An 18436-nucleotide genomic window follows, 5' to 3' on the forward strand; every position below is an offset into this window, starting at 1 on the left:
CGAGAGCCGGACCCCAGAGGGTCCGATCGCGACGGCGACGCTCGTCAGGTGGTCGGGTCTACCGCGGTCGGACACCGAGCAGCGCTGCGAGCTGCTGGGCGAGCGGGTTGAGGTTGAGCTTGTCGGGATCCTTCTTGGGGGTGTTGTCCCACGGCTGCGGGTACGCCGGATTGGCGTACTGGGCCCGCTCGGCACTGCGGACGCCGGTCGGGTTGCCGAACGGCACGGTGCACTTCGCGTCGGTGTTGAAGGCGAAGTCGTCGTAGTGGACGTCGAAGTTCGGGTTCTTCCGACGGGCTTCGGCGAGCACCGCATCGGTGCCCTCGTAGCCGCGCGTACAGGCTGCGGGGTTGTTGGTCTCGAGGACGACACCGAAGTGGATCTGGCCGTCGCCCGGCGCGGGCGCATGGCTGCCCGCCGAGAGCGCGGACAGCATCGCGAACGTCGTCGACGTCGTGTAGGTCGCCGGTTCGATGGTGCGGGCCACCTCGGCGAGGTCCTTCACGACCTTGGAGAGGTCGTTGCCGTTCTTCTGGATCAGCTCCGAGATCTGCGTCGCCGACAACGTGCCTGTCGTCAGCAGCCGGCGCAGATCCGGATCGGCCGAGGCCAGCGTCGCCGTGACCAGGTTCAGGTTGCGCGACCACGTGAGGATCGCATCGGATTGATCGGCCTGGGTGTCGAGCACGACATTGGAGTTCTGGATGAGCGCGACCGTCTCGGGGAGATTGTCGACGCCGGCCCGCGAGAGCTTGCCGAGCGAGTCGACGAGGCGGGTGAGGTTCTCGCCCTGACCGTTGAACGCGTGCCCGAGTTCGGTGATGACCGTGTTCAGGTCGTCGACCGGGATCGAGTCGGTGAAGTTGATCGCCGAGGCGACGACATCCTCGAGCGGCTCGGGGAGCGCGTACTTGGTGATCGTGTCGCCGCCCTTGAGGTACGGCCCCTCCGACGACGTCGGCTGCAGGTCGACGAACTGCTCACCGATCGCGGACCGGTTCGCGACGACCGCGGTCGCCGACGCCGGGATCTCCGGCCCGCCCGAGTCGATGTCGAGGGCGACGTCGACACCGTCGGGGGTGAGCTTCAGGCCGCCGACGCGGCCCACGGGCACACCCTGATAGGTGACCTCGGCGTTGGTGAAGATGCCGCCGGAATCGGGCAGCTTCGCGGTGACCGTGTACATGCCGACACCGGCGAGCTTGTCCAGGCGCGCATACTTCGCACCCACGTACACCAACGCCACCAGGCCGACGATGACGAACACGATCAGCTGGATCTTGACGAGCTTGCCGATCATCGTCCTGCTCCTGACGGGTTCTGGGCGGGCGCCGCCGGGGCGATTCCCAAGGCGGCCAGCGGGCCGTCGAGGATGCCCTGTCCCGGGGTCGCGGGTGTGGGCATCGGACCGGCGCCGTCCGCCGACCGTGAGAAGGACGCGGGATAGCGCCCACCCGACGGCGGCGTGTTCGGTCCCGGACGCGAGTTCGGGGCCGGCGGGAGCAGGGTGATCGTCGGCCAGCCGTAGCGCGGTCCGTTCCCGCGGTAGTACGGGTTGCGGCGATCGACCGGCACGCTCACCCGTGCGGGCGGCGAGTACTTCGGGGTCCCCTGGCCGACGCCGAGCGCCTCGAGCTGGTTGAGCACGCGGAGGTCGAGCGTCATGAACAGGTTGGTCGAGTCACCGCGCACACCCGGCAGCAACCAGTCCGGGAACGGGTGCGTCAGCATCAACGGGGCCGCGGTGATCAGATCCGGGGCCGCCGCGGCGAGCTGGGTCAGCACCGGCCGCAACGCCTTCAGGTCGTTGATCAGCGCCGTGCGCGACTTGCCCAGCACGTCGGTGCCGACCTGACCGAGCTGATCGAGCTTGGTCAGTAGTTCGACGAACTGCGGCCGCTGCTCCTCCAGCACCTCGACGCCCGCGGGCAACTGCTTGAGGATGCGGTCGATCTGGGCCGTCTGCGCCGCGGTCCTGGTCGACAGCTCGGCCAGCCCGTCGATCGCGGTGACGATGTCGTCGCGCTGACGGTTGAGGCCGGCGATCAGGTCCTCGGTCTCGCCGATCAGGTTGCGGACCTTGTCGGTCCGGCCGTCGAGCGCCTTGTTCAGCTCGGTGACGATCGGCTGCAGCTGATTCAGGCCACCGCCGTTGAGCAGGAGGGCCAGTGCACCGAGAACCTGCTCGATGTCGGTCGCGGTCCGCGTCCGCGACACCGGGATCGGCTGATCGGGGTTCTGGCGCGGCGCGTCGGCACTGCCGTCGGGTTCGGTCAGCGACACGAACTTCTCCCCGAGCAGCGAGGTCTGCTGCACGCTCGCCTCGGCTTCGTCGGAGAGGTCGACGTTGTTCTGTACCTCGACGGTGACCTGGGCGAACCACTGATCGGTCGGCACCTCGACCTTGGTCACGCGACCGACCGGGATGCCGTCGCGCTTGACCATCGACTGCGGCACGAGATCGAGCACGTCGTCGAACTGGATCTTGTAGGTGCGCGCGTTGTCGCCGGTGTTCACGCCGCCGGGCAACGGGATCGACTGGATGCCGTTGGACATGCAGCCGGACACCAGCAGGGTCAGCGACAGTGCGGCGCCGGCCATCGCGGTGCGCATCGACGTACGGTTCATCAGTTGCCTCCCCGGGGTCGCGGGGTGGTCGACGAGCTCGCCGGGGCCCGCGGGGTCGACCGGGTCGCCGACGGCGCGCGCGAGGACGAGGGGTTGCCGATCTCCGGGTCGGGGTTGCCCGGCACGGTGCCCGGCACCGGTGCCCGCTGCAGCTTGTTGTTGCTCATGATGCCGAAGGGCAGCACCGGCAACAGCGGCTCGAGCACGCCACTCTGGATCTGGTCACCGATCTCCTCGCACTGGCTGATCAGCGGCCGCAAGGTGTTGCTGAACTGATCGGCGGCCGGGTTGCCCGGGAGCAGCGCACCGAGGTCGAGCAGGCGGCACTGGGCCCCGATCAGGTCCTGCAGATCCGGGATCGTCAGGCGCATCGAAAGGGTGCCCGACTCGGCGTCGTAGGCGTTGATCAGGTTGTTCACCGTGATCGGCAGCACGGTCAGGACCTCTTTGAGGTTGTTCTTCTGATCGAGCAGGGCCTGGGTCGTCGGCTGGAGGTCCTTCACCGTCTCCCCGATCTGCTCACGGTTGTCGGCGAGGAAGGTCGCCACGTCGCCGAGCGCGATCGACAGCTTGTTCAGCGCGGCGGCGAGTTGCTCGCGCTCACCGGCGAGGAACTGGTTGAACGAGGCCATCTGCGTGTTGAACTGCCGCACCTGCGCGTCGTTCTCGCGGAGCGCGCCGACGAAGGTGTTCAGGTTCTTGACGGTGTCGAACAGGTTGCCGCGCGAATCGCTCAGCGTCGTCGACGCCTTGGACAGTCCCTCGATGGCTGCACCGAGCTTCTCCCCGTTGCCCTCGAGGTTCTCCGCGCCGGTCGTGACCAGCTCGCTCACGGCGCCCTGCCGGCCGGTGCCGTCGGTCTTGTTGGCGCCGTCGGGTCCGAGTGCGTCGGACAGTTCCTTGACGCTGGCGTAGATCTGGTCGACCTCCACCGGGATCATCGTCTGGTCGACGGAGAGGGTGATGTCGCGCGGCGCCTTCTCCCCGCCCGTGTAGGCGGGGGCCAGCTGCACGTAGCGGTCCGCGACGACCGACGGGATGATCTGCACCGCACGGACATCCGCGGGCAGCTCGACACCGCGGTCGACGGTCATGGTCACCTTCACGGTCTCGCCCTGCGGCGTGACCGAGTCGACCTTGCCGACCGCCACGCCGAGCACGCGGACGTCGGAACCCTCGTAGATGCCGACCGAGCGCTTGAAGGTCGCGGTGATCTTGGTGGTGCCGGTCGAGGTGAACACCCACCAGAGTGCCCCCGCGAGGATGAGCGCGATGATCAGTCCGATCACGATCACCACGATGTGCCGCGGCGTGAACCAGCGGCCTGGACCCGAGTGCCGGGTCAGGTCAGGTGAGGTCATCAGCCCGCCCCCGTTCCGCCGTTGTTCTCCATGACCTGCTTGTTCGGCGGTCGCGTCGTGTTCTGCTGCGGCAGGGCCGGCGGCAGCAGGTTCACCACGGACGACTCGAACCAGCGGCCGTTGCCGAGCACGTTCGCGTACAGGCGATAGAACGGCGCCATGTACTTGATCGAGTCGCGGATGTTCTGGTTCTGCCGCTGCAGCAGCTCGTTCACGCCCTTGAGCGCGTCGAGTGCCGGTCCGATCTGTTCCTCGTTGTCGCGCACGATACCGGTGAGCGAATCGCCGAGGCTCGTCGTGCTCGCCAGCAGCGCCGAGATGTTGCGCTGACGGTTGTTCAGCTCGTCGAGCAACTGTCCGGCGCCGCCGATGAGGCGCACGAACTCCTCATTGCGATCGGCGAGGATCTTCGAGGTGTCCTTCGTCGCGGCGAGCAACCGCTGGACCTCCTGGTCTCGGCTGGAGATCGTCTGCGACAGACGCGCGATGCCCTCCAGTGCCGGCCCGGTCGTGCCGGCGGTGCCCGAGAAGGTGTCCGACAGGACGCGCATCGACTGCGCCAGCTGATCGTTGTCGAGTTCGCCGATCTGCTCGGCCGCCCCGGAGAACGCCTCGATGACGTCGTAGGGGGCCACCGTGTCCGTCAGCGGAACGTCGGGATCGGCGGGCTCGCTGCCGCGCGGGTTCAGCGACAGGAACTTCTGACCGAGGATCGTCTTGATCTGGATGGTCGCCTGCGTCTGGTCGCCGATCCAGGTGTTCTCCACCCGGAAGGTCACGTTGACGCGGTCCCCGTCGAGGGTCACGTCATCGACCTCGCCCACCTTGACACCCGCGACGCGCACCTCGTTGCCCGGCTTCAGGCCGGCGGCCTCGGTGAACTTCGCCGTGTAGCGCGCACCCGCGCCGAGCAGCGGCAGTTCGGCCAGATAGAACGAGCTGAGTCCGAGCATCAGCAGGATCAGGATGCCGATGGCACCGATGCTGACAGGACTGCGTCGGCCGCCGAATCGACGGTGCGGATGCCGTGCCGGGGCCCCGGAACCGTCGGGACCGGCCTCATCGCGATCGGTGTCGTTCACGTTCGGGTCGCGCGGGTTCGGATCGTTGTTGTCTGCCATCGTGGTCACCCCCCTGGCCGGTCGTCTGCCCAGCAGCGCGTCGCCGCGCTGGTGTAGAGCACATGGTTGATATCGGGCAACGGGACCAGCGGTTGCGTCAGCACCGGCGACTTGCCGTTGCCCGCCACCACGTCGATACCGCACAGATAGAACTGGAACCAGGAACCGAATGTCGCTGCGCGACCGATCTTCTGGAGCTTGATCGGCAGATTGGTCAGCGTCTCCTCGATGTCCTCGTCGCGCTTGTTGATCTGGTCGGCCAGCGACTTCAGTCCGGCGATGTCGCCCTGGATGGACGGGCGCGTCGCACCGAGGATGTTGGCCGTGACCGAGGTCAGGTTGGACACCGAGGTGATCGCCGAACCCACCGAGCCGCGTTGCGCCGCAAGGCCGGTCACGAGCTTCTCGGTGTTGTCGAGCAGACTGGTGAACTGCTCGTCGTTGCGGTTGACGGTGTCGAGGACCTTGGTGAGGTTGGTGATCAGCTCACCGATGACCTTGTCCTTGTCGGCGATCGCGTTGGTCAGGTCGGCCGTGTCGCTGACCAGGCGGGTGATCGAACCACCCTGCCCGTCGAAGATCGCGATGATCTGCTCGGTCAGCTTGTTCACATCGGCGGCCGACAGCTGCTGGAACAGCGGCCGGAACCCGTTGAACAGTTCGGTGAGGTTCACCGGCGGGTGGGTGTCCTTGACGCCCGGGGTCAGGCCGAAGGTGTGACCCTGCGGGACCGTCTGCGACGGGTCGCCCGCCCCGCGCTCGAGGGCGAGGTACCGCAGTCCGGTCAGGTTGCGGTAGCGGATGAAGAGCTGGGTGCCGTCCGGCAGACGGTCACGGTCGACGTTGAACGCGACCTTCGCCTTGTTGCGGTCGTAGACCTCGACGCTCTCCACCTGCCCGACGCGCACGCCCGCGATCCGGACGTCGTCGCCCGGGTTGAGCAGCGTGGCGTCGGTGAAGACGGCGTCGAACTTGGCATCACCGTCACCGCCCGCGTTGGCGATGGTCACGGCGAGCAGACTCGTGGTCACCACGGTGACCACGCCGAAGACGACCAGCTTGATCAGCGGTCCGACGATCGACTTCATTTGATGTCGACCTTCGCACCCTGCAGCGCACCGCCGCCGATCATGGTCACCCAGGTGGGCACCTCTTCCGGCGACTTACCCGACGTCGCGCCGTAGATGACCTGCAGCTGCTTGCGGTAGTCCGGGTCGTCGAACGGGTTGGACTCCACCGCGACGGGTTTCGCACCGGCCGGGGTGGCCGAGACCGAGCCCGCGGGCACGCCGCTGAACTGCGGCTGCGGCAGTTGCCGGACGTTGCGCGGTCCGGCGTTGCGCGACGGCGGCTGGTAGCTGCCGTCGCCGAGCGAACCACCCGGGTACTGCGGGAACGGGCGGTTGCCACCCATCTTGGGGTCGTAACACACGGCGGGCGGATCGAGGTCCATGAAGCGGGGTTCGTCCTGGTTCGGTAGGTAGCGGCCACGGGGGTTGGTGAACTGCAGGTTCACGCGTACACCCGGGTTCTTGGTGCCCTGGCCGACGATCTTGCGTGACTCCGGGATCAGGCCCGCGAAGTTGCGGAACGTGCACACGAAGGTCGGCGACTGCTTGGCCAGCCCGACCAGCAGTTCCTCGGAGTCGACGGCGAGGTCGATCAGGTCGGTCCGGTTGGCGCGCAGCCAGCCGGTGAGATCGTCGGAGGCGACACCCAGGGTGGCGATGAGCGTCCGCAGGTCGTCCTGGCGTTCGACGATGGTGTTCGTCGTCGTGCGCAACGAGTCGAGCGCGTCGACCACGTCGGGCAGCGCCTGTGAATACGTCTGCGAGAAGGTGGCCAGTCCTTCGAGGGTGCCCTCCAGTTCGGGCAGGTTCTCGTTGATCTCGCCGAAGATCTGATCGAGTTCTTCCAGCGTGGTACCCAATTGCTCGCCGCGGCCGGACAGCGCCGACGACAGGGAGGTCAGGGTCGCGTTCAGATCCTGCGGCGGGATCGCCTCGAGGACCGGGAGCAACTTGTCGAACAACTGCTGGATCTCCAGCGCGTTGCCGCTGCGGTCGGTCTGGATCGTCGCACCGTTGCTCAGCGTCGGCCCCGAGTTGTCCTCCGGCACCTGCAGGGCGACGTAGCGCTCGCCGAACAGGGTCTTCGGCAGGATGCGTGCGGTGGTCTCGTCCGACAGCGTCGAGGCCTGCTCGGGGTTGAGTCCCAGCACCACTTCGACGGAACCGTCGGGTCCGGGCTTGACCTCGCGCACCTCGCCGACGGTCATGCCGCGGGCCTTGACGTCGGCGTTCGCCGGCAGAGCGTTGCCCGTCGAATCGGTCAGCAACGTGACGTCGGTGAACTCGGTGAACGTCTTGTTGAACTTCGTGATCGTCAAGGTGAGGAACAACGCGACCACGAGGAAGAAGACCAGTCCGAGCAACCGTTTACGCAGCAGCGTCACGCTAACCTCCCACTCGCACGGTTGTCGTGGTGCCCCAGATCGCCAAGCCCAGGAAGAAGTCCAGGACAGCGATGAGCACCAGTGCCGCTCGTACCGCGTGACCGACGGCCACGCCCACACCCGCGGGACCGCCCGAGGCGTAGTAGCCGTAGTAGCAGTGCACGAGGATGATCACGAACGCGAAGACCAGCACCTTGCCGAACGACCACAGGACGTCGGCCGGTGGCAGGAACAGGTTGAAGTAGTGGTCGTAGGAACCGCCGGACTGGCCGTTGAAGACCGTCGTCACCACCCGCGAGGCGAGGTACGCCGACAGCAGGCCGAGCACGTAGAGCGGGATGACCGCGATGAAGCCGGCGATCACGCGGGTGGACACGAGGAACGGGATCGACGGCACCGCCATCGTCTCCAGTGCGTCGATCTCCTCCGAGATGCGCATGGCGCCGAGCTGGGCGGTGAAGCCGCAGCCCACGGTCGCCGAGAGCGCGAGGCCCGCCACCAGCGGCGCGACCTCGCGGGTGTTGACGTAGGCGGACAGGAAGCCGGTCAGGGCCTGCGAGCCGATCTGATCGAGCGCCGCGTAACCCTGCAGACCGACGACGACGCCGGTGAAGCCCGACATCAGCACCATCACGCCGATGGTGCCGCCGATGACCGCGAGTCCACCCGAACCGAACGCGACTTCGGCGAGCAGGCGGAGGACCTCGCGGGTGTAGTGCACGAGTGTCTTCGGAATCCACGCGAGCGTCCGGCCGTAGAACGACATCTGCTCGCCCGCGCCGTCGAGCACCTTCAGCGGCTTGCCCAGCTGCTTGCGGGCCTCGTACATGTAGTACTCGGGCCGGCTCTTGGCGATGGTCACACCGCCCCCACCTTCGGTCACTTCTAGCTCCCCTTCGGTGGGACGACCTGCAGGTAGACCGCAGTGATGATCAGGTTCGCCAGGAACAGCAGCAGGAACGTGATGACGACGCTCTGGTTGACCGCGTCACCCACGCCCTTGGGCCCACCCTTGGGATTGAGGCCCTTGTACGACGCCACGACTCCGGCGAGGACACCGAAGATCGCTGCCTTCAGCGTCGAGACCCAGAGGTCGGGCAGCTGCGCCAGCGCGCCGAACGAGGCGAGATAGGCACCCGGTGTACCGCCCTGGACGACGACGTTGAAGAAGTACCCTCCGCCGATCCCGATGACGGCGACCAGGCCGTTGAGGAGCATCGCCACCAGCACCATGGCCAGCACACGCGGTACGACGAGCCGCTGGATCGGGTTGATGCCGAGGACCTCCATCGCGTCGATCTCCTCGCGGATGGTGCGCGACCCGAGGTCGGCGGCGACGGCCGAACCGGCCGCGCCGGCGATCAGCAACGACGTCACCAGGGGCGAACCCTGCTGGATGACGACGAGCACGCTCGCCGCGCCGGTGTAGGACTCGGCACCGAGCTGCTTGATGAGCGAACCCGTCTGCAGGGAGACGATCGCGCCGAACGGGATCGCGATCAGAGCGGTCGGCAGGATAGTCACACTGGCGATGAACCAGGCCTGCTGGATGAACTCCCGCCACTGAAACGGGCGCACAAAGGTCTGGCGTGCAACATCGACGAAGAGCTGAACGATATTGCCGGTCTGCGACAGGGCACCTGTCCCGGCTTGCGCGATTCGGTCGACGCCACGCGTGGTGGCACTGCTCATCCTTAGGGAGTCCGCCCTTCGTTCCCATCAGCACGATGGCTGGGCTTGGTCAGTGCATCACCGGGTGTGTGCCACTGCTCGGTCGGGGCATCGCTGCCGCCATAGTCGATGACGTCGGTCTTGGAATCCGCGACCGCGACGTTTCCCTGCGCGGGGGTCCACTCGTTGCCGGACGCGTTGCCGCCGGAGCGGTTGTCGCCGTTCGCCATGTTGTCGGCGTGGGCGCGGCTCTCCTCGCGGATCTGGTCTTCTTGTTCCTGGCTGCGCCGGATCGCCTCCTGGGCGTTCTCCGGCAACTCGGGCAGCATCGCGTGCACCCGCTCGCGGTGCCGCGCGATCGCCTTGCGCTCGGGCATCCCGGGATTGGGCTGCACCTGCGGGATGATCTCGGTGAAGTCCTCCTTCGTACCACCACCGGAGATACCCGCGGCCTGCATCGCCTCTTCCTGCTTCTGCACCGCCTCGTCCTTCTCCTCGGACATACCGATCGGACCGAACCGGTCACCGGAGAGGAACTGCTTGACCACCGGCTGCTCCGAGGTCAACAACTGCTCACGCGGACCGAACATCACCAACTCCTTGCGGAACAACATGCCGATGTTGTCCGGGATCGTCCGYGCGATGTTGATGTTGTGCGTCACGATCAGGATCGTCGCGTCGATYTGGGCATTGATGTCGATCAACAACTGCGAGATGTACGCCGTACGCACCGGATCCAGACCCGAGTCCGGCTCGTCACACAGGATGATCTGCGGATCCAGCACCAACGCCCGCGCCAACCCGGCACGCTTGCGCATACCACCGGAGATCTCCCCCGGCAGCTTGTCCTCGGCACCGGTCAGACCGACCAGGTCGATCTTCTCCATCACGATGTCGCGGACCTCGTTCTCCTTCTTCTTCGTGTGCTCACGAAGCGGGAACGCGATGTTGTCGAACAAACTCATCGACCCGAACAACGCACCATCCTGGAACAGCACGCCGAACAGCTTGCGGATCTCGTAGAGCTCCTTGGCCGAACACTGCGTGATATCGGTGCCATCGATGATCACCGACCCCTGCTCGGGATGCAGCAGACCGATCAAGGTCTTCAGGAACACCGACTTACCGGTACCCGACGGACCGAGAAGTGCCGAGACCTCCCCCTCCGGCAGGGTCAGAGAGACATCACGCCAAATGTTCTGCGAACCGAACGACTTGGTGAGTCCTTCGACACTGACCTCAACACCCACAATTCCTCCAGACGATCGCTGCCCCCGAGGCGGCCACGGTGTGACCGCGCACCAACCGGTGGCATTTGTGGTTGGGGTCACTCTAACCGACCCGACCCGCCCCACAACGCCACCTGCATGGTTCTCAGCATTGGCTGCGGGGAAAGCTACCGCCGGGTAACTGCCTCCGCGACGATGACAATATCCGATGGTTCGCGGTGAGGGAAGTCGGGTCAGGACCCTCGATGTGACGGCCACCGCAGACCTGGGCTCCACCTGCGGAACATCGGATCGACGGTCTGACACCCGCCGAGCGATGCGCGGCGGGTGCGGTGTCGAGGTGATGTCTGTTACTGATTCGAACGAACCGAACCCCGCGTTACGGCCGTCCGGGACCGAGGGCTGTCCAGACAGCAACGAGCCCGGGACAGCATTGCTGTCCCGGGCTCGTCGAACGCTTGCGCGAGAGTCGGTCTTACTTGACCGAGACCTTGGCGCCGGCCTCTTCGAGCTTGGCCTTGGCGGCCTCGGCGGCCTCCTTGTCGACCTTCTCCAGCAGAGCCTTCGGAGCGCTCTCGACGAGGTCCTTGGCTTCCTTCAGGCCCAGGCCCGAGACGACCTCGCGGACGACCTTGATGACCTGGATCTTCTTGTCGCCGGCACCCTCGAGGATGACGTCGAACTCGTCCTGCTCGGCAGCGGCCTCGGCGCCACCGGCAGCCGGGGCACCGGCAGCGGCGACGGCGACCGGAGCCGCAGCGGTGACCTCGAAGACCTCTTCGAACTTCTTCACGAAATCGCTGAGCTCCAGCAGGGTCAGTTCCTTGAACTGATCGATGAGCTCGTCAGCGGTGAGCTTCGCCATGAGTGGCGTCCTTCCTGTATGTCCCCGTACGGGGCTTGGTGTTCATCCCCGTACGGTTCGGGGACTGCGGTGGTGCGGCGGGCGACCTATTCGGTCTCGCCGGCTTCGTTCTTCTTCTCCTGCAGGGCCGCGGCCAGGCGCGCCACCTGCGAAGCCGGCTGGTTGAACAGACCGGCAGCCTTTGCCAAGTTGCCCTTCATGGCACCGGCGAGCTTGGCCAGCAAGACCTCACGGGTCTCAAGGTCGGCGATCTGCTCGATCTCGGCAATGGACAGCGCGCGGCCGTCCATGTACCCGCCCTTGATGACCAGCGCCTTGTTGTCCTTGGCGAAAGTCTTGATCGCCTTCGCGGCCACGACCGGCTCACCCTCGATGAAGGCGATGGCGGTCGGACCGGTGAACAGCTCGTCGAGCCCTTCCACGCCCGCCTCAGCAGCGGCACGCTTCACCAGGGTGTTCTTGGCGACGGAGTAGGTTGCACCCTCACCGAGGGAACGTCGCAACGTGCTGATCTGGGTGACGGACAGGCCACGGTATTCCGTGACAACCGTCGCCGTGGAGCTCTTGAACTGCTCCGCGATCTCCGCAACTGCGGCGACCTTTTCGGACTTGGCCATACTTCGCCTCCTCTCCTCGTCACTATGAGTTGGTCGAGTCCAACAAGAGAGCGACGGGCATCGGGAGGCGATCGAGGGCGGAGATGACAAACGCCCCGGCACACAGGCACGGGGCGTGAACGCACACACTGTTCGTGTGGAGCGACATTCCTCGTTCATCCTGCGTGGGCCGGCGACCTCGTCGCGCCTTCGTCCGGGAGATCCCGACGACCAACGGTCTCTGGTTGAACCGATACGACACACGGGTGTGCATCACATCGACGACTAGGCTACGCGGACGTGGACGAACAATCCAAATCGCCGGACCCGCGCGACCCGAACGGCCGCGCGGCGGTCGCCGCGAGCGCCATCTGCGACCGGCATCTCCAGCGGGCCTTCTGGCTGCCGGGCACACGTGCCGGAGCAGTCGCCTGGCCCATCGGTCGCGTCCAGGCCCAGTTCGGATCCTGGCATTACTGGTGGCAGGCGCATCTCGTCGACCTGCTGGTCGACGCCGCGATCCACCGAGTGGGCGCCGACCGTTCCTTCGACCCCGACGTCGCCGACGACGTCAATCGGCTGCTGCGCGGCATCCGGATCCGCAACGGCGGCCGCTGGACCAACAACTACTACGACGACATGGCGTGGCTCGGACTGGCCATCGAACGCGCCGACCGCCACCTGCACCTCGACCATGCGGGCGGACTCCGCACCCTCGCCGGTCAGATGCTCGACGCCTGGGTACCCGCCGACGGCGGTGGGATCCCCTGGCGGAAGGCGGATCAGTTCTTCAACGCGCCGGCCAACGGGCCGGCCGCGATCCTGCTGGCCCGCACCGGCCACGTCGAACGCGCCGTGGCGATGTGCGACTGGATGGACGCCAACCTCATCGATCCCGACACCCACCTGGTCATCGACGGCCTCAAGAAGCTCCCCGACGGTTCGCTGAAGCCCGAGACCGGCACCTATACCTACTGTCAGGGCGTCGTGCTCGGCGCCGAACTGGAGGCATTACGCGTCACCGGAGACCACCGGCATCTCGACCGGTTGACCCGCCTCCTCGGCGCTGTCGAACGCCACTCCTGCACCGACGGGGTGATCAACGGCGGGGGTGGTGGCGACGGCGGCCTCTTCCACGGCGTGCTGGCCCGTTACCTGGCACTCGTCGCCACCGACCTGCCCGACGTCGACGGTTCGGATGCCCTGCGGGAGCGCGCCGCACGGATCGTGACCCGGAGCGCCGACGCCGCGTGGGCCCATCGCCGCGAGGTCGCCGGTCACACGGTCTTCTCCAGCGACTGGCGCCGACAGGCCGTGATCCCCACCGACGCAGGCGCAAAGGCCCAGTTCGTGGCAGGTGCGGTCAACCCCTCGGAGATCCCGGAGCGAGACCTGTCGGTCCAGCTGTCGGCGTGGATGGTGCTCGAGGCGGCCGCCGCCATCGACCTGGGTTTACCGGAATGTGACCAGGAACACACTCGCCCATGACCAAAAGACGCCACCTCGTTAGCCATCCGATACCGGCGCTGAGTTATCCTTCAGCAAAAGCGTGAAGTGACCTGGACCACACTGTAATCCGCAGCCAGCGGACGGGCCGGGAAGCAAGCGACCGACACGACGGGGTGTCGGTGTCCACCCGGCCGTCTCGATCCGTGCAACAACCCGCGGGTGCGTCACCTCATCCCAGGCAGGGTGATGCACCATGACGTACCAGCTGGATCCCACACAGTCGCGTGCACGCGTCGTTCCGTCGACGCGGACCCGAACCACCGGTGCGCCGCATTTCGGCACCCTCCCCCTCGGCGATCCCACCGGCGGCGCCGACGGCATCCGCTGGCGCGAGCAGGTCGACGGCAAGCAGCTCTACCCGCGCGTCGTCATCGATCGCAACGTCTCCATCACCATGAGTGACGGCGTGGTCCTGCGTGCCACCGTCATCCGTCCCGCCAACCGGTTCGGGCAGACGATCCTCACGCCCTACCCCGCGGTCATCAACATCAACCCGTACAACCGCGCGGCCATCGACTTCATCGACCAGACGCTGCACGCCCCGGTCCTCGGCAAGGCGCTGCACACGGCGTCCCGGTCGCTCGACGCGACGGGCACCGCGCTCGAGGGCCTCACGACGCTGACGCAGACGCTGTCGGGTGGCGTCTTCGACGTCTTCGGCATCAACCGCAACCTGGTACGCAGCGGGTACGTGCAGGTCGTCGTCGACGTCCGCGGAACCGGAGCGAGCCTGGGCAAGTGGCAGATCCTCGGCCCTCGAGAGCAGCAGGACTCGGTGGAGGTCATCGACTGGGTGACCGAGCAGGAGTGGTGCGACGGGACCGTCGGGATGGCCGGCTGGTCGTACTCGGCCATCAACTCGCTGCAGGCTGCCGACAAGCGGCCCGCTGCCCTCAAGGCCGTTTTCGCCGTCGAGGGCTGCGATGACCTGGTGCGCGACATCTACATCACGGGCGGCATGCCGTCGGCCTTCATCCCGGTGTGGCTCTCCGCGGTCAACATGCTCAAGTGGGTTCCCAACCCCGCCAACGTGATCCGTGACCTCGTGCGCGGTGACGCGGTGCGCTGGGCCATCGACCGGGTGAAGTCCCCGGCCACCGAGATCCCCTCGCTGCTGTGGGGATTCCTCACCGCACGCGATCCGCGCATCTTCGACGACCCGTACTTCGACGACCGCGATCCGGTCGTCGACCGCATCGAGGCACCCACCTTCACCGTCGGAGCGTGGCATGATCTGTTCGGCCGCAGTGCAACCGGGGTGTACGAGCGCCTGCAGATGGAGCCGGGACGCAAGCAGATGATCGTCGGCGACGGCTACCACCTCGACGTCGGTTCGGGGTACGGCGGGCAGTTCGCCCCGCCTCGCCTGGACGTCCTGGAACGCGCGTGGTTCGACCGCTGGCTCAAGGGCCACCGCAACGGGATCGAGTATTACGGGCCGGTCACCATGCTGCAGCAGGGCGGTGCGTGGACGGCGGGCCAGAGCTTCCCCCGCGCGGGGGTGGCGCCGACGCGTCTCTATCTGACCGCCGAATCGTCGTCGACCGCCGACCATTGCGTCCACGACGGATCACTGAGCAGCACTCCCGCACAGGGTGTTTCGTCCTTGCACGTGCGCCCGGACAGCCGCGGTCTCCGCTCCCGCGACATGACCCAGGTGACCGCGGGGGCGACGCTGGCCCTCGGCGCGGACTTCGCCCGGGACGCGCGATATCAGGAGCGCGGCGCATTGTCGTTCACCACGGAGCCGGTCGGCGAGGCCACCCCCATCAGCGGCGCGATGAACCTGCGTCTCAACGTCGCCACCACGGCACACGAAGCCGTCTGGGCGGTGACCGTGAACGACGTCGCACCCGACGGCACGTCGGTCGTCCTGACCAACGGTGCGCTGTCGGCGTCGAATCGCGCACTGGACCAGTCGAAGTCGACGTACGCCGAGGACGGCAGCCTGCTCTCGGCGCACCACTACCTGTCCCGCAAGCGCAAGCTGCCCGTACCCGCCGACGAGGCGCTCCGCATCGACGTCGATCTCGTCCCCACCGACGCGGTCCTCCAGCCGGGCCATCGGCTTCGGGTCGATGTCTACGCGGCGAGCCTGCCGCGCTACCTGACCCTGGTGCCCGACCTCATCAAGGCGCGCGGGCGCCGTCATCAGCGCCTGGTCCTCGACCCCGACCACCCGAGCCACCTGACGCTGCTGGCCGGCGACGGGCTGCGCTGAGGTCGTTCGCCGGACAAGCCGAGGGGCGCCCCAGCTGGCATAGTGGCTGCCATGCACACGGATCGCGCGGACCGGGGACCGACGTGAGACTCGGCATGCTCTATTCGCTGTCGGGCACCCAGGCGGAGATGGAGCAGTCGATCCTGGACGGGGCGATGCTCGCGGTCCACCAGATCAACTCGCGCGGTGGCGTTCTGGGCTCGCACGTGCAGGTCGCGATCTACGACGACCACTCCGAGGTGTCGTCGACCGCCCGCGGGGTGGATCATCTGTGCACCACCGAGAACGTCGACGCCATCGTCGGTGGGTACACCTCGGCGGCCCGCCTCGCGCTGACCCCGGCCATCCACGCGAACGCCTCGTTGCTGATGTACCCCACCTACTTCGAGGGTGAGGAGACCGACTCGCGGATCTTCTACTGCGGGGCCGCGCCCAACCAGTACGTCGCCGACTATCTCGCCTGGGTCGCCAACACTCTCGGCCGGCGCGTGTACGTCGTCGGCTCGGACTACATCTATCCGCGGGTCCTGGCCGAGGCCATCCGCCGACTCGCCGGGAGCCTCGGGATCGAGATCGTCGGCGACCGTTATGCACCCCTCGGCGAGACCAGGTTCGAATCGATCGTCGACGACATCGGACGCGTGCGACCCGACGTGGTGGTCTGCAATCTCGTCGGCGCCGACTCGACGGCGGCCTTCTACACCCAGTACCACCTCGGCGGATTGACCCCGGACACGATGCCGATCGCGGCGACCGTCACCACCGAGCTGGACCTGGCCCACATGCCGACCGCGGTCAGCGACGGTCACTACATGGTCGCGACCTACTTCGCCGAGCTGTCGTCGCCGGTGAACGACACGTTCCGGCGTGAGCTGGCCGACGTGCGGGGCCAGCGCTGGAGTCACGCCGCCCAGGTCGGGGCGTTCAATGCGGTGCACGCGCTCGCGCTGGCCGCCGAGCAGGCCCGGTCCCTCGACGTCGACGCCCTGTCCCGCGCCCTGATCGGCATCCGCTTCGAGGACAATCCCGAGGGCGCGCCGTTCTACTTCCGCGCCAACCACTACAGCTCGCATCCGTCCTATGTCGGTCGCGCCGCGGGTGGCAGGTACGAGGTGATCGCCGACTTCGCCGCACGCCAGCCCGATCCGTGGTGGTCAGGGAGTCGGCCGCCGGCTCCGGTCCCCCCGTCCGCGGGACGTCTCGCCGACGCATAGGGCCAGGTAGTAGTCGGTGCGATCGACCATCGACTGCAATCCGCGTCCGGTCAGCTTCTCGATGCGCGACAGGCGATATCGCAGCGTGTTGATGTGGATGCCCAGTTCGTTGGCCGTCGCGCCGGAATGGCAGTCGAGCGCGAAGAACGTGCTGAGGGTCGACACGTAGCTCGTGTCCTTCTCCCGGTCATAGGCGAGGACGGGGTCGAGCAACGAACGGCGCAGCTCCGCCGACCGTTCCGGATCACCGGCCAGCAACGTCGCGGCGAGCGGCACCGGAAGAGCGATCGCGGCCGGCGACTCGTCGTCGGCACGGGAGTTGCGCTCGGCCATCTGCCGCGCGTTGATGAGCCCCCTGGTCAGGTCGTCGCTGCTCCGGATGACGTACGAGCTGCCGCCGACGGCGAGCTCGGCATGCCGGGCGACGAAGACGTCGGTGAACACCTGCAGGTGTGCGTCGAAGTCGCGTCCCGCCGGTGGCACCGAGTCCTTCTCCGTGCCGGTCTTGATCAGCGCGTAGGCCACCGAGTCGTGTGCTGCCGCAACGGCTGCCAGCCCGGCGCAGGCACCCAGGTCGTGGAGGGCGTCGACGACCCGCGCCGACGAGGTGTCGCTGTGCGGACCGATGATCACCGCCACCGAGTGGACGCGATCGCCTGGCCCGTAACCGAAGGACCCCACCCACGAGTCCATCGCCGACGACGGGATCCGCGCCTCGATCAGCTCGCGGACGAGGGCTCCCTCCAACGGCCTGCGCATCGTGCGGTTCACCCGCAACAGGTGAGCGTCGGCGTCGGCATCGTTCGCGAGTTTGCGGACCCGGGTCGATTCGAGAGGGCGACGGCGCGGGTTCGAGAGCACCAGCGCCGCACCGGACCTCGGCAGGGTGATGTGCAGGGCCGCCGCGGTTCCGCCGATCGCATGCAGGACGGCGGGCGTCAACGCGGTGGCCTTCCGCAGGAGATCGGCGTCGACGGCCGCCGACGATGCCGTGAGGACCGCGCCGTCGAGGAGTACCGCCCCGCTGATGCCCGAGGTGCGATGGAACGCTCCGAGGGACGCAAGAATCGAGGCTACCGGGCCGGATTCGCCGACGGTGTCGTCGACGACGGCATGCGGCGCGACGATCATCTCGACGTCGCGGAACGTCTTCGTCCTGGGGAGCATGTAGATCGGCACACCGTGGCTCACGCACGCCGACACGAACTCGGCGGACAGATTGTCGTCGTCCGTGTCCACCACCACGGCGGCCGCAGCGCACTGCCGCAGGGCCGCCGCGAACACCTCCGGCGCTCCCGCCGCCGGCCATCCCGTGGACCCCATGTGCACGATGTCGCCCGCGCCGACGTCCGCGGGTTCGATCCGGCCGACCTCGCAGGTGCCGGACACCTCCATGTGTCGCGTCCGCCCGGCGGCCCCCGGGGTGACCGACAGCAGCCCCACGCCGATGACGACGTCGCCCACGGTCGCCATCCCATCGCCTCCTCGCCGTCACCGGTACTCGTCGATTATCGGTGCTCGCAGTCGTTCTCACCACCCGACCGGGCACCATCGTTGTTGTTTCCG

General features: G+C 67.3%; 15 protein-coding genes. 3 read left to right on the top strand and 12 right to left on the bottom strand.

Annotation, left to right across the window (positions count from 1 at the left end; genetic code table 11):
- Positions 1-58: 58 nt before the first annotated feature.
- From CA982_RS15495 to rplJ, 11 genes are all read right to left on the bottom strand, one after another.
- Positions 59-1300, bottom strand: coding sequence for an MCE family protein (locus tag CA982_RS15495; RefSeq protein ID WP_086536175.1), 1242 nt, complete (start codon positions 1298-1300; stop codon positions 59-61).
- Positions 1297-2628, bottom strand: a complete 1332-nt coding sequence (locus tag CA982_RS15500) for an MCE family protein (protein ID WP_086536176.1) — start codon at positions 2626-2628, stop codon at positions 1297-1299. The genes CA982_RS15495 and CA982_RS15500 overlap by 4 nt, the downstream gene beginning before the upstream one ends.
- The gene (locus CA982_RS15505) at positions 2628-3989 is read right to left on the bottom strand and encodes an MCE family protein (RefSeq protein ID WP_086536177.1); all 1362 of its coding nucleotides are present in this window, start codon (positions 3987-3989) and stop codon (positions 2628-2630) included. The genes CA982_RS15500 and CA982_RS15505 overlap by 1 nt, the downstream gene beginning before the upstream one ends.
- Complete coding sequence (locus CA982_RS15510; protein WP_167383363.1) at positions 3989-5110, bottom strand: MCE family protein; 1122 nt, start codon at positions 5108-5110, stop codon at positions 3989-3991. Before CA982_RS15510 ends, CA982_RS15505 begins: the two co-directional genes overlap by 1 nt.
- Before the next feature lie 5 nt (positions 5111-5115).
- Positions 5116-6198 (bottom strand): MCE family protein, encoded by a 1083-nt coding sequence (locus CA982_RS15515; protein WP_086536178.1) that lies wholly within the window; start codon positions 6196-6198, stop codon positions 5116-5118.
- The gene (locus tag CA982_RS15520) at positions 6195-7565 is read right to left on the bottom strand and encodes an MCE family protein (protein WP_086536179.1); all 1371 of its coding nucleotides are present in this window, start codon (positions 7563-7565) and stop codon (positions 6195-6197) included. Before CA982_RS15520 ends, CA982_RS15515 begins: the two co-directional genes overlap by 4 nt.
- A 1-nt stretch (position 7566) precedes the next feature.
- The gene (locus CA982_RS15525) at positions 7567-8448 is read right to left on the bottom strand and encodes an MlaE family ABC transporter permease (protein ID WP_086536180.1); all 882 of its coding nucleotides are present in this window, start codon (positions 8446-8448) and stop codon (positions 7567-7569) included.
- A gap of 2 nt (positions 8449-8450) precedes the next feature.
- The gene (locus CA982_RS15530; protein WP_004023366.1) at positions 8451-9257 is read right to left on the bottom strand and encodes an MlaE family ABC transporter permease; all 807 of its coding nucleotides are present in this window, start codon (positions 9255-9257) and stop codon (positions 8451-8453) included.
- A gap of 2 nt (positions 9258-9259) precedes the next feature.
- Positions 9260-10486 carry an ABC transporter ATP-binding protein gene (locus tag CA982_RS15535; protein ID WP_086536181.1) on the bottom strand — a complete coding sequence of 409 codons (1227 nt, stop codon included), beginning with the start codon at positions 10484-10486 and terminating at the stop codon, positions 9260-9262.
- A 454-nt stretch (positions 10487-10940) separates the two neighbouring features.
- On the bottom strand, positions 10941-11330 hold the full coding sequence (rplL, locus tag CA982_RS15540) for a 50S ribosomal protein L7/L12 (protein WP_004019500.1): 390 nt from the start codon (positions 11328-11330) through the stop codon (positions 10941-10943).
- 86 nt (positions 11331-11416) lie between these two features.
- Positions 11417-11947: a 50S ribosomal protein L10 gene (rplJ, locus tag CA982_RS15545; protein WP_004019499.1), complete on the bottom strand. Its 531-nt coding sequence runs from the start codon at positions 11945-11947 to the stop codon at positions 11417-11419.
- Between the two features lie 279 nt (positions 11948-12226).
- Between rplJ and CA982_RS15550 the strand changes: the two genes are divergently transcribed.
- The 3 genes from CA982_RS15550 (at position 12227) to CA982_RS15560 (ending at position 16870) form a co-directional block, all read left to right on the top strand.
- Entirely contained in the window at positions 12227-13414 is a 1188-nt protein-coding gene (locus CA982_RS15550) for a glycoside hydrolase family 76 protein (RefSeq protein ID WP_086536182.1), read from the top strand.
- Between the two features lie 214 nt (positions 13415-13628).
- The gene (locus tag CA982_RS15555) at positions 13629-15656 is read left to right on the top strand and encodes a CocE/NonD family hydrolase (protein WP_086536183.1); all 2028 of its coding nucleotides are present in this window, start codon (positions 13629-13631) and stop codon (positions 15654-15656) included.
- 95 nt (positions 15657-15751) lie between these two features.
- Positions 15752-16870, top strand: coding sequence for a transporter substrate-binding protein (locus CA982_RS15560; protein ID WP_086536184.1), 1119 nt, complete (start codon positions 15752-15754; stop codon positions 16868-16870).
- Here CA982_RS15560 and CA982_RS15565 read toward each other — a convergent pair.
- Entirely contained in the window at positions 16811-18343 is a 1533-nt protein-coding gene (locus tag CA982_RS15565) for a PucR family transcriptional regulator (protein WP_086536185.1), read from the bottom strand. The two genes, CA982_RS15560 and CA982_RS15565, sit on opposite strands and share 60 nt — an antisense overlap.
- Positions 18344-18436 lie beyond the last annotated feature (93 nt).

The sequence above is a fragment of the Gordonia lacunae genome (assembly GCF_002149015.1).
Classification (GTDB): domain Bacteria; phylum Actinomycetota; class Actinomycetes; order Mycobacteriales; family Mycobacteriaceae; genus Gordonia; species Gordonia lacunae.

Coding starts and splice junctions, on each gene's coding strand:
- CA982_RS15495 (WP_086536175.1), bottom strand. CDS start 1,300: ATGATCGGCAAGCTCGTCAAGATCCAGCTGATCGTGTTCGTCATCGTC.
- CA982_RS15530 (WP_004023366.1), bottom strand. CDS start 9,257: ATGAGCAGTGCCACCACGCGTGGCGTCGACCGAATCGCGCAAGCCGGG.
- rplJ (WP_004019499.1), bottom strand. CDS start 11,947: ATGGCCAAGTCCGAAAAGGTCGCCGCAGTTGCGGAGATCGCGGAGCAG.
- CA982_RS15555 (WP_086536183.1), top strand. CDS start 13,629: ATGACGTACCAGCTGGATCCCACACAGTCGCGTGCACGCGTCGTTCCG.
- CA982_RS15500 (WP_086536176.1), bottom strand. CDS start 2,628: ATGAACCGTACGTCGATGCGCACCGCGATGGCCGGCGCCGCACTGTCG.
- rplL (WP_004019500.1), bottom strand. CDS start 11,330: ATGGCGAAGCTCACCGCTGACGAGCTCATCGATCAGTTCAAGGAACTG.
- CA982_RS15510 (WP_167383363.1), bottom strand. CDS start 5,110: ATGGCAGACAACAACGATCCGAACCCGCGCGACCCGAACGTGAACGAC.
- CA982_RS15560 (WP_086536184.1), top strand. CDS start 15,752: ATGCTCTATTCGCTGTCGGGCACCCAGGCGGAGATGGAGCAGTCGATC.
- CA982_RS15565 (WP_086536185.1), bottom strand. CDS start 18,343: ATGGCGACCGTGGGCGACGTCGTCATCGGCGTGGGGCTGCTGTCGGTC.
- CA982_RS15505 (WP_086536177.1), bottom strand. CDS start 3,989: ATGACCTCACCTGACCTGACCCGGCACTCGGGTCCAGGCCGCTGGTTC.
- CA982_RS15515 (WP_086536178.1), bottom strand. CDS start 6,198: ATGAAGTCGATCGTCGGACCGCTGATCAAGCTGGTCGTCTTCGGCGTG.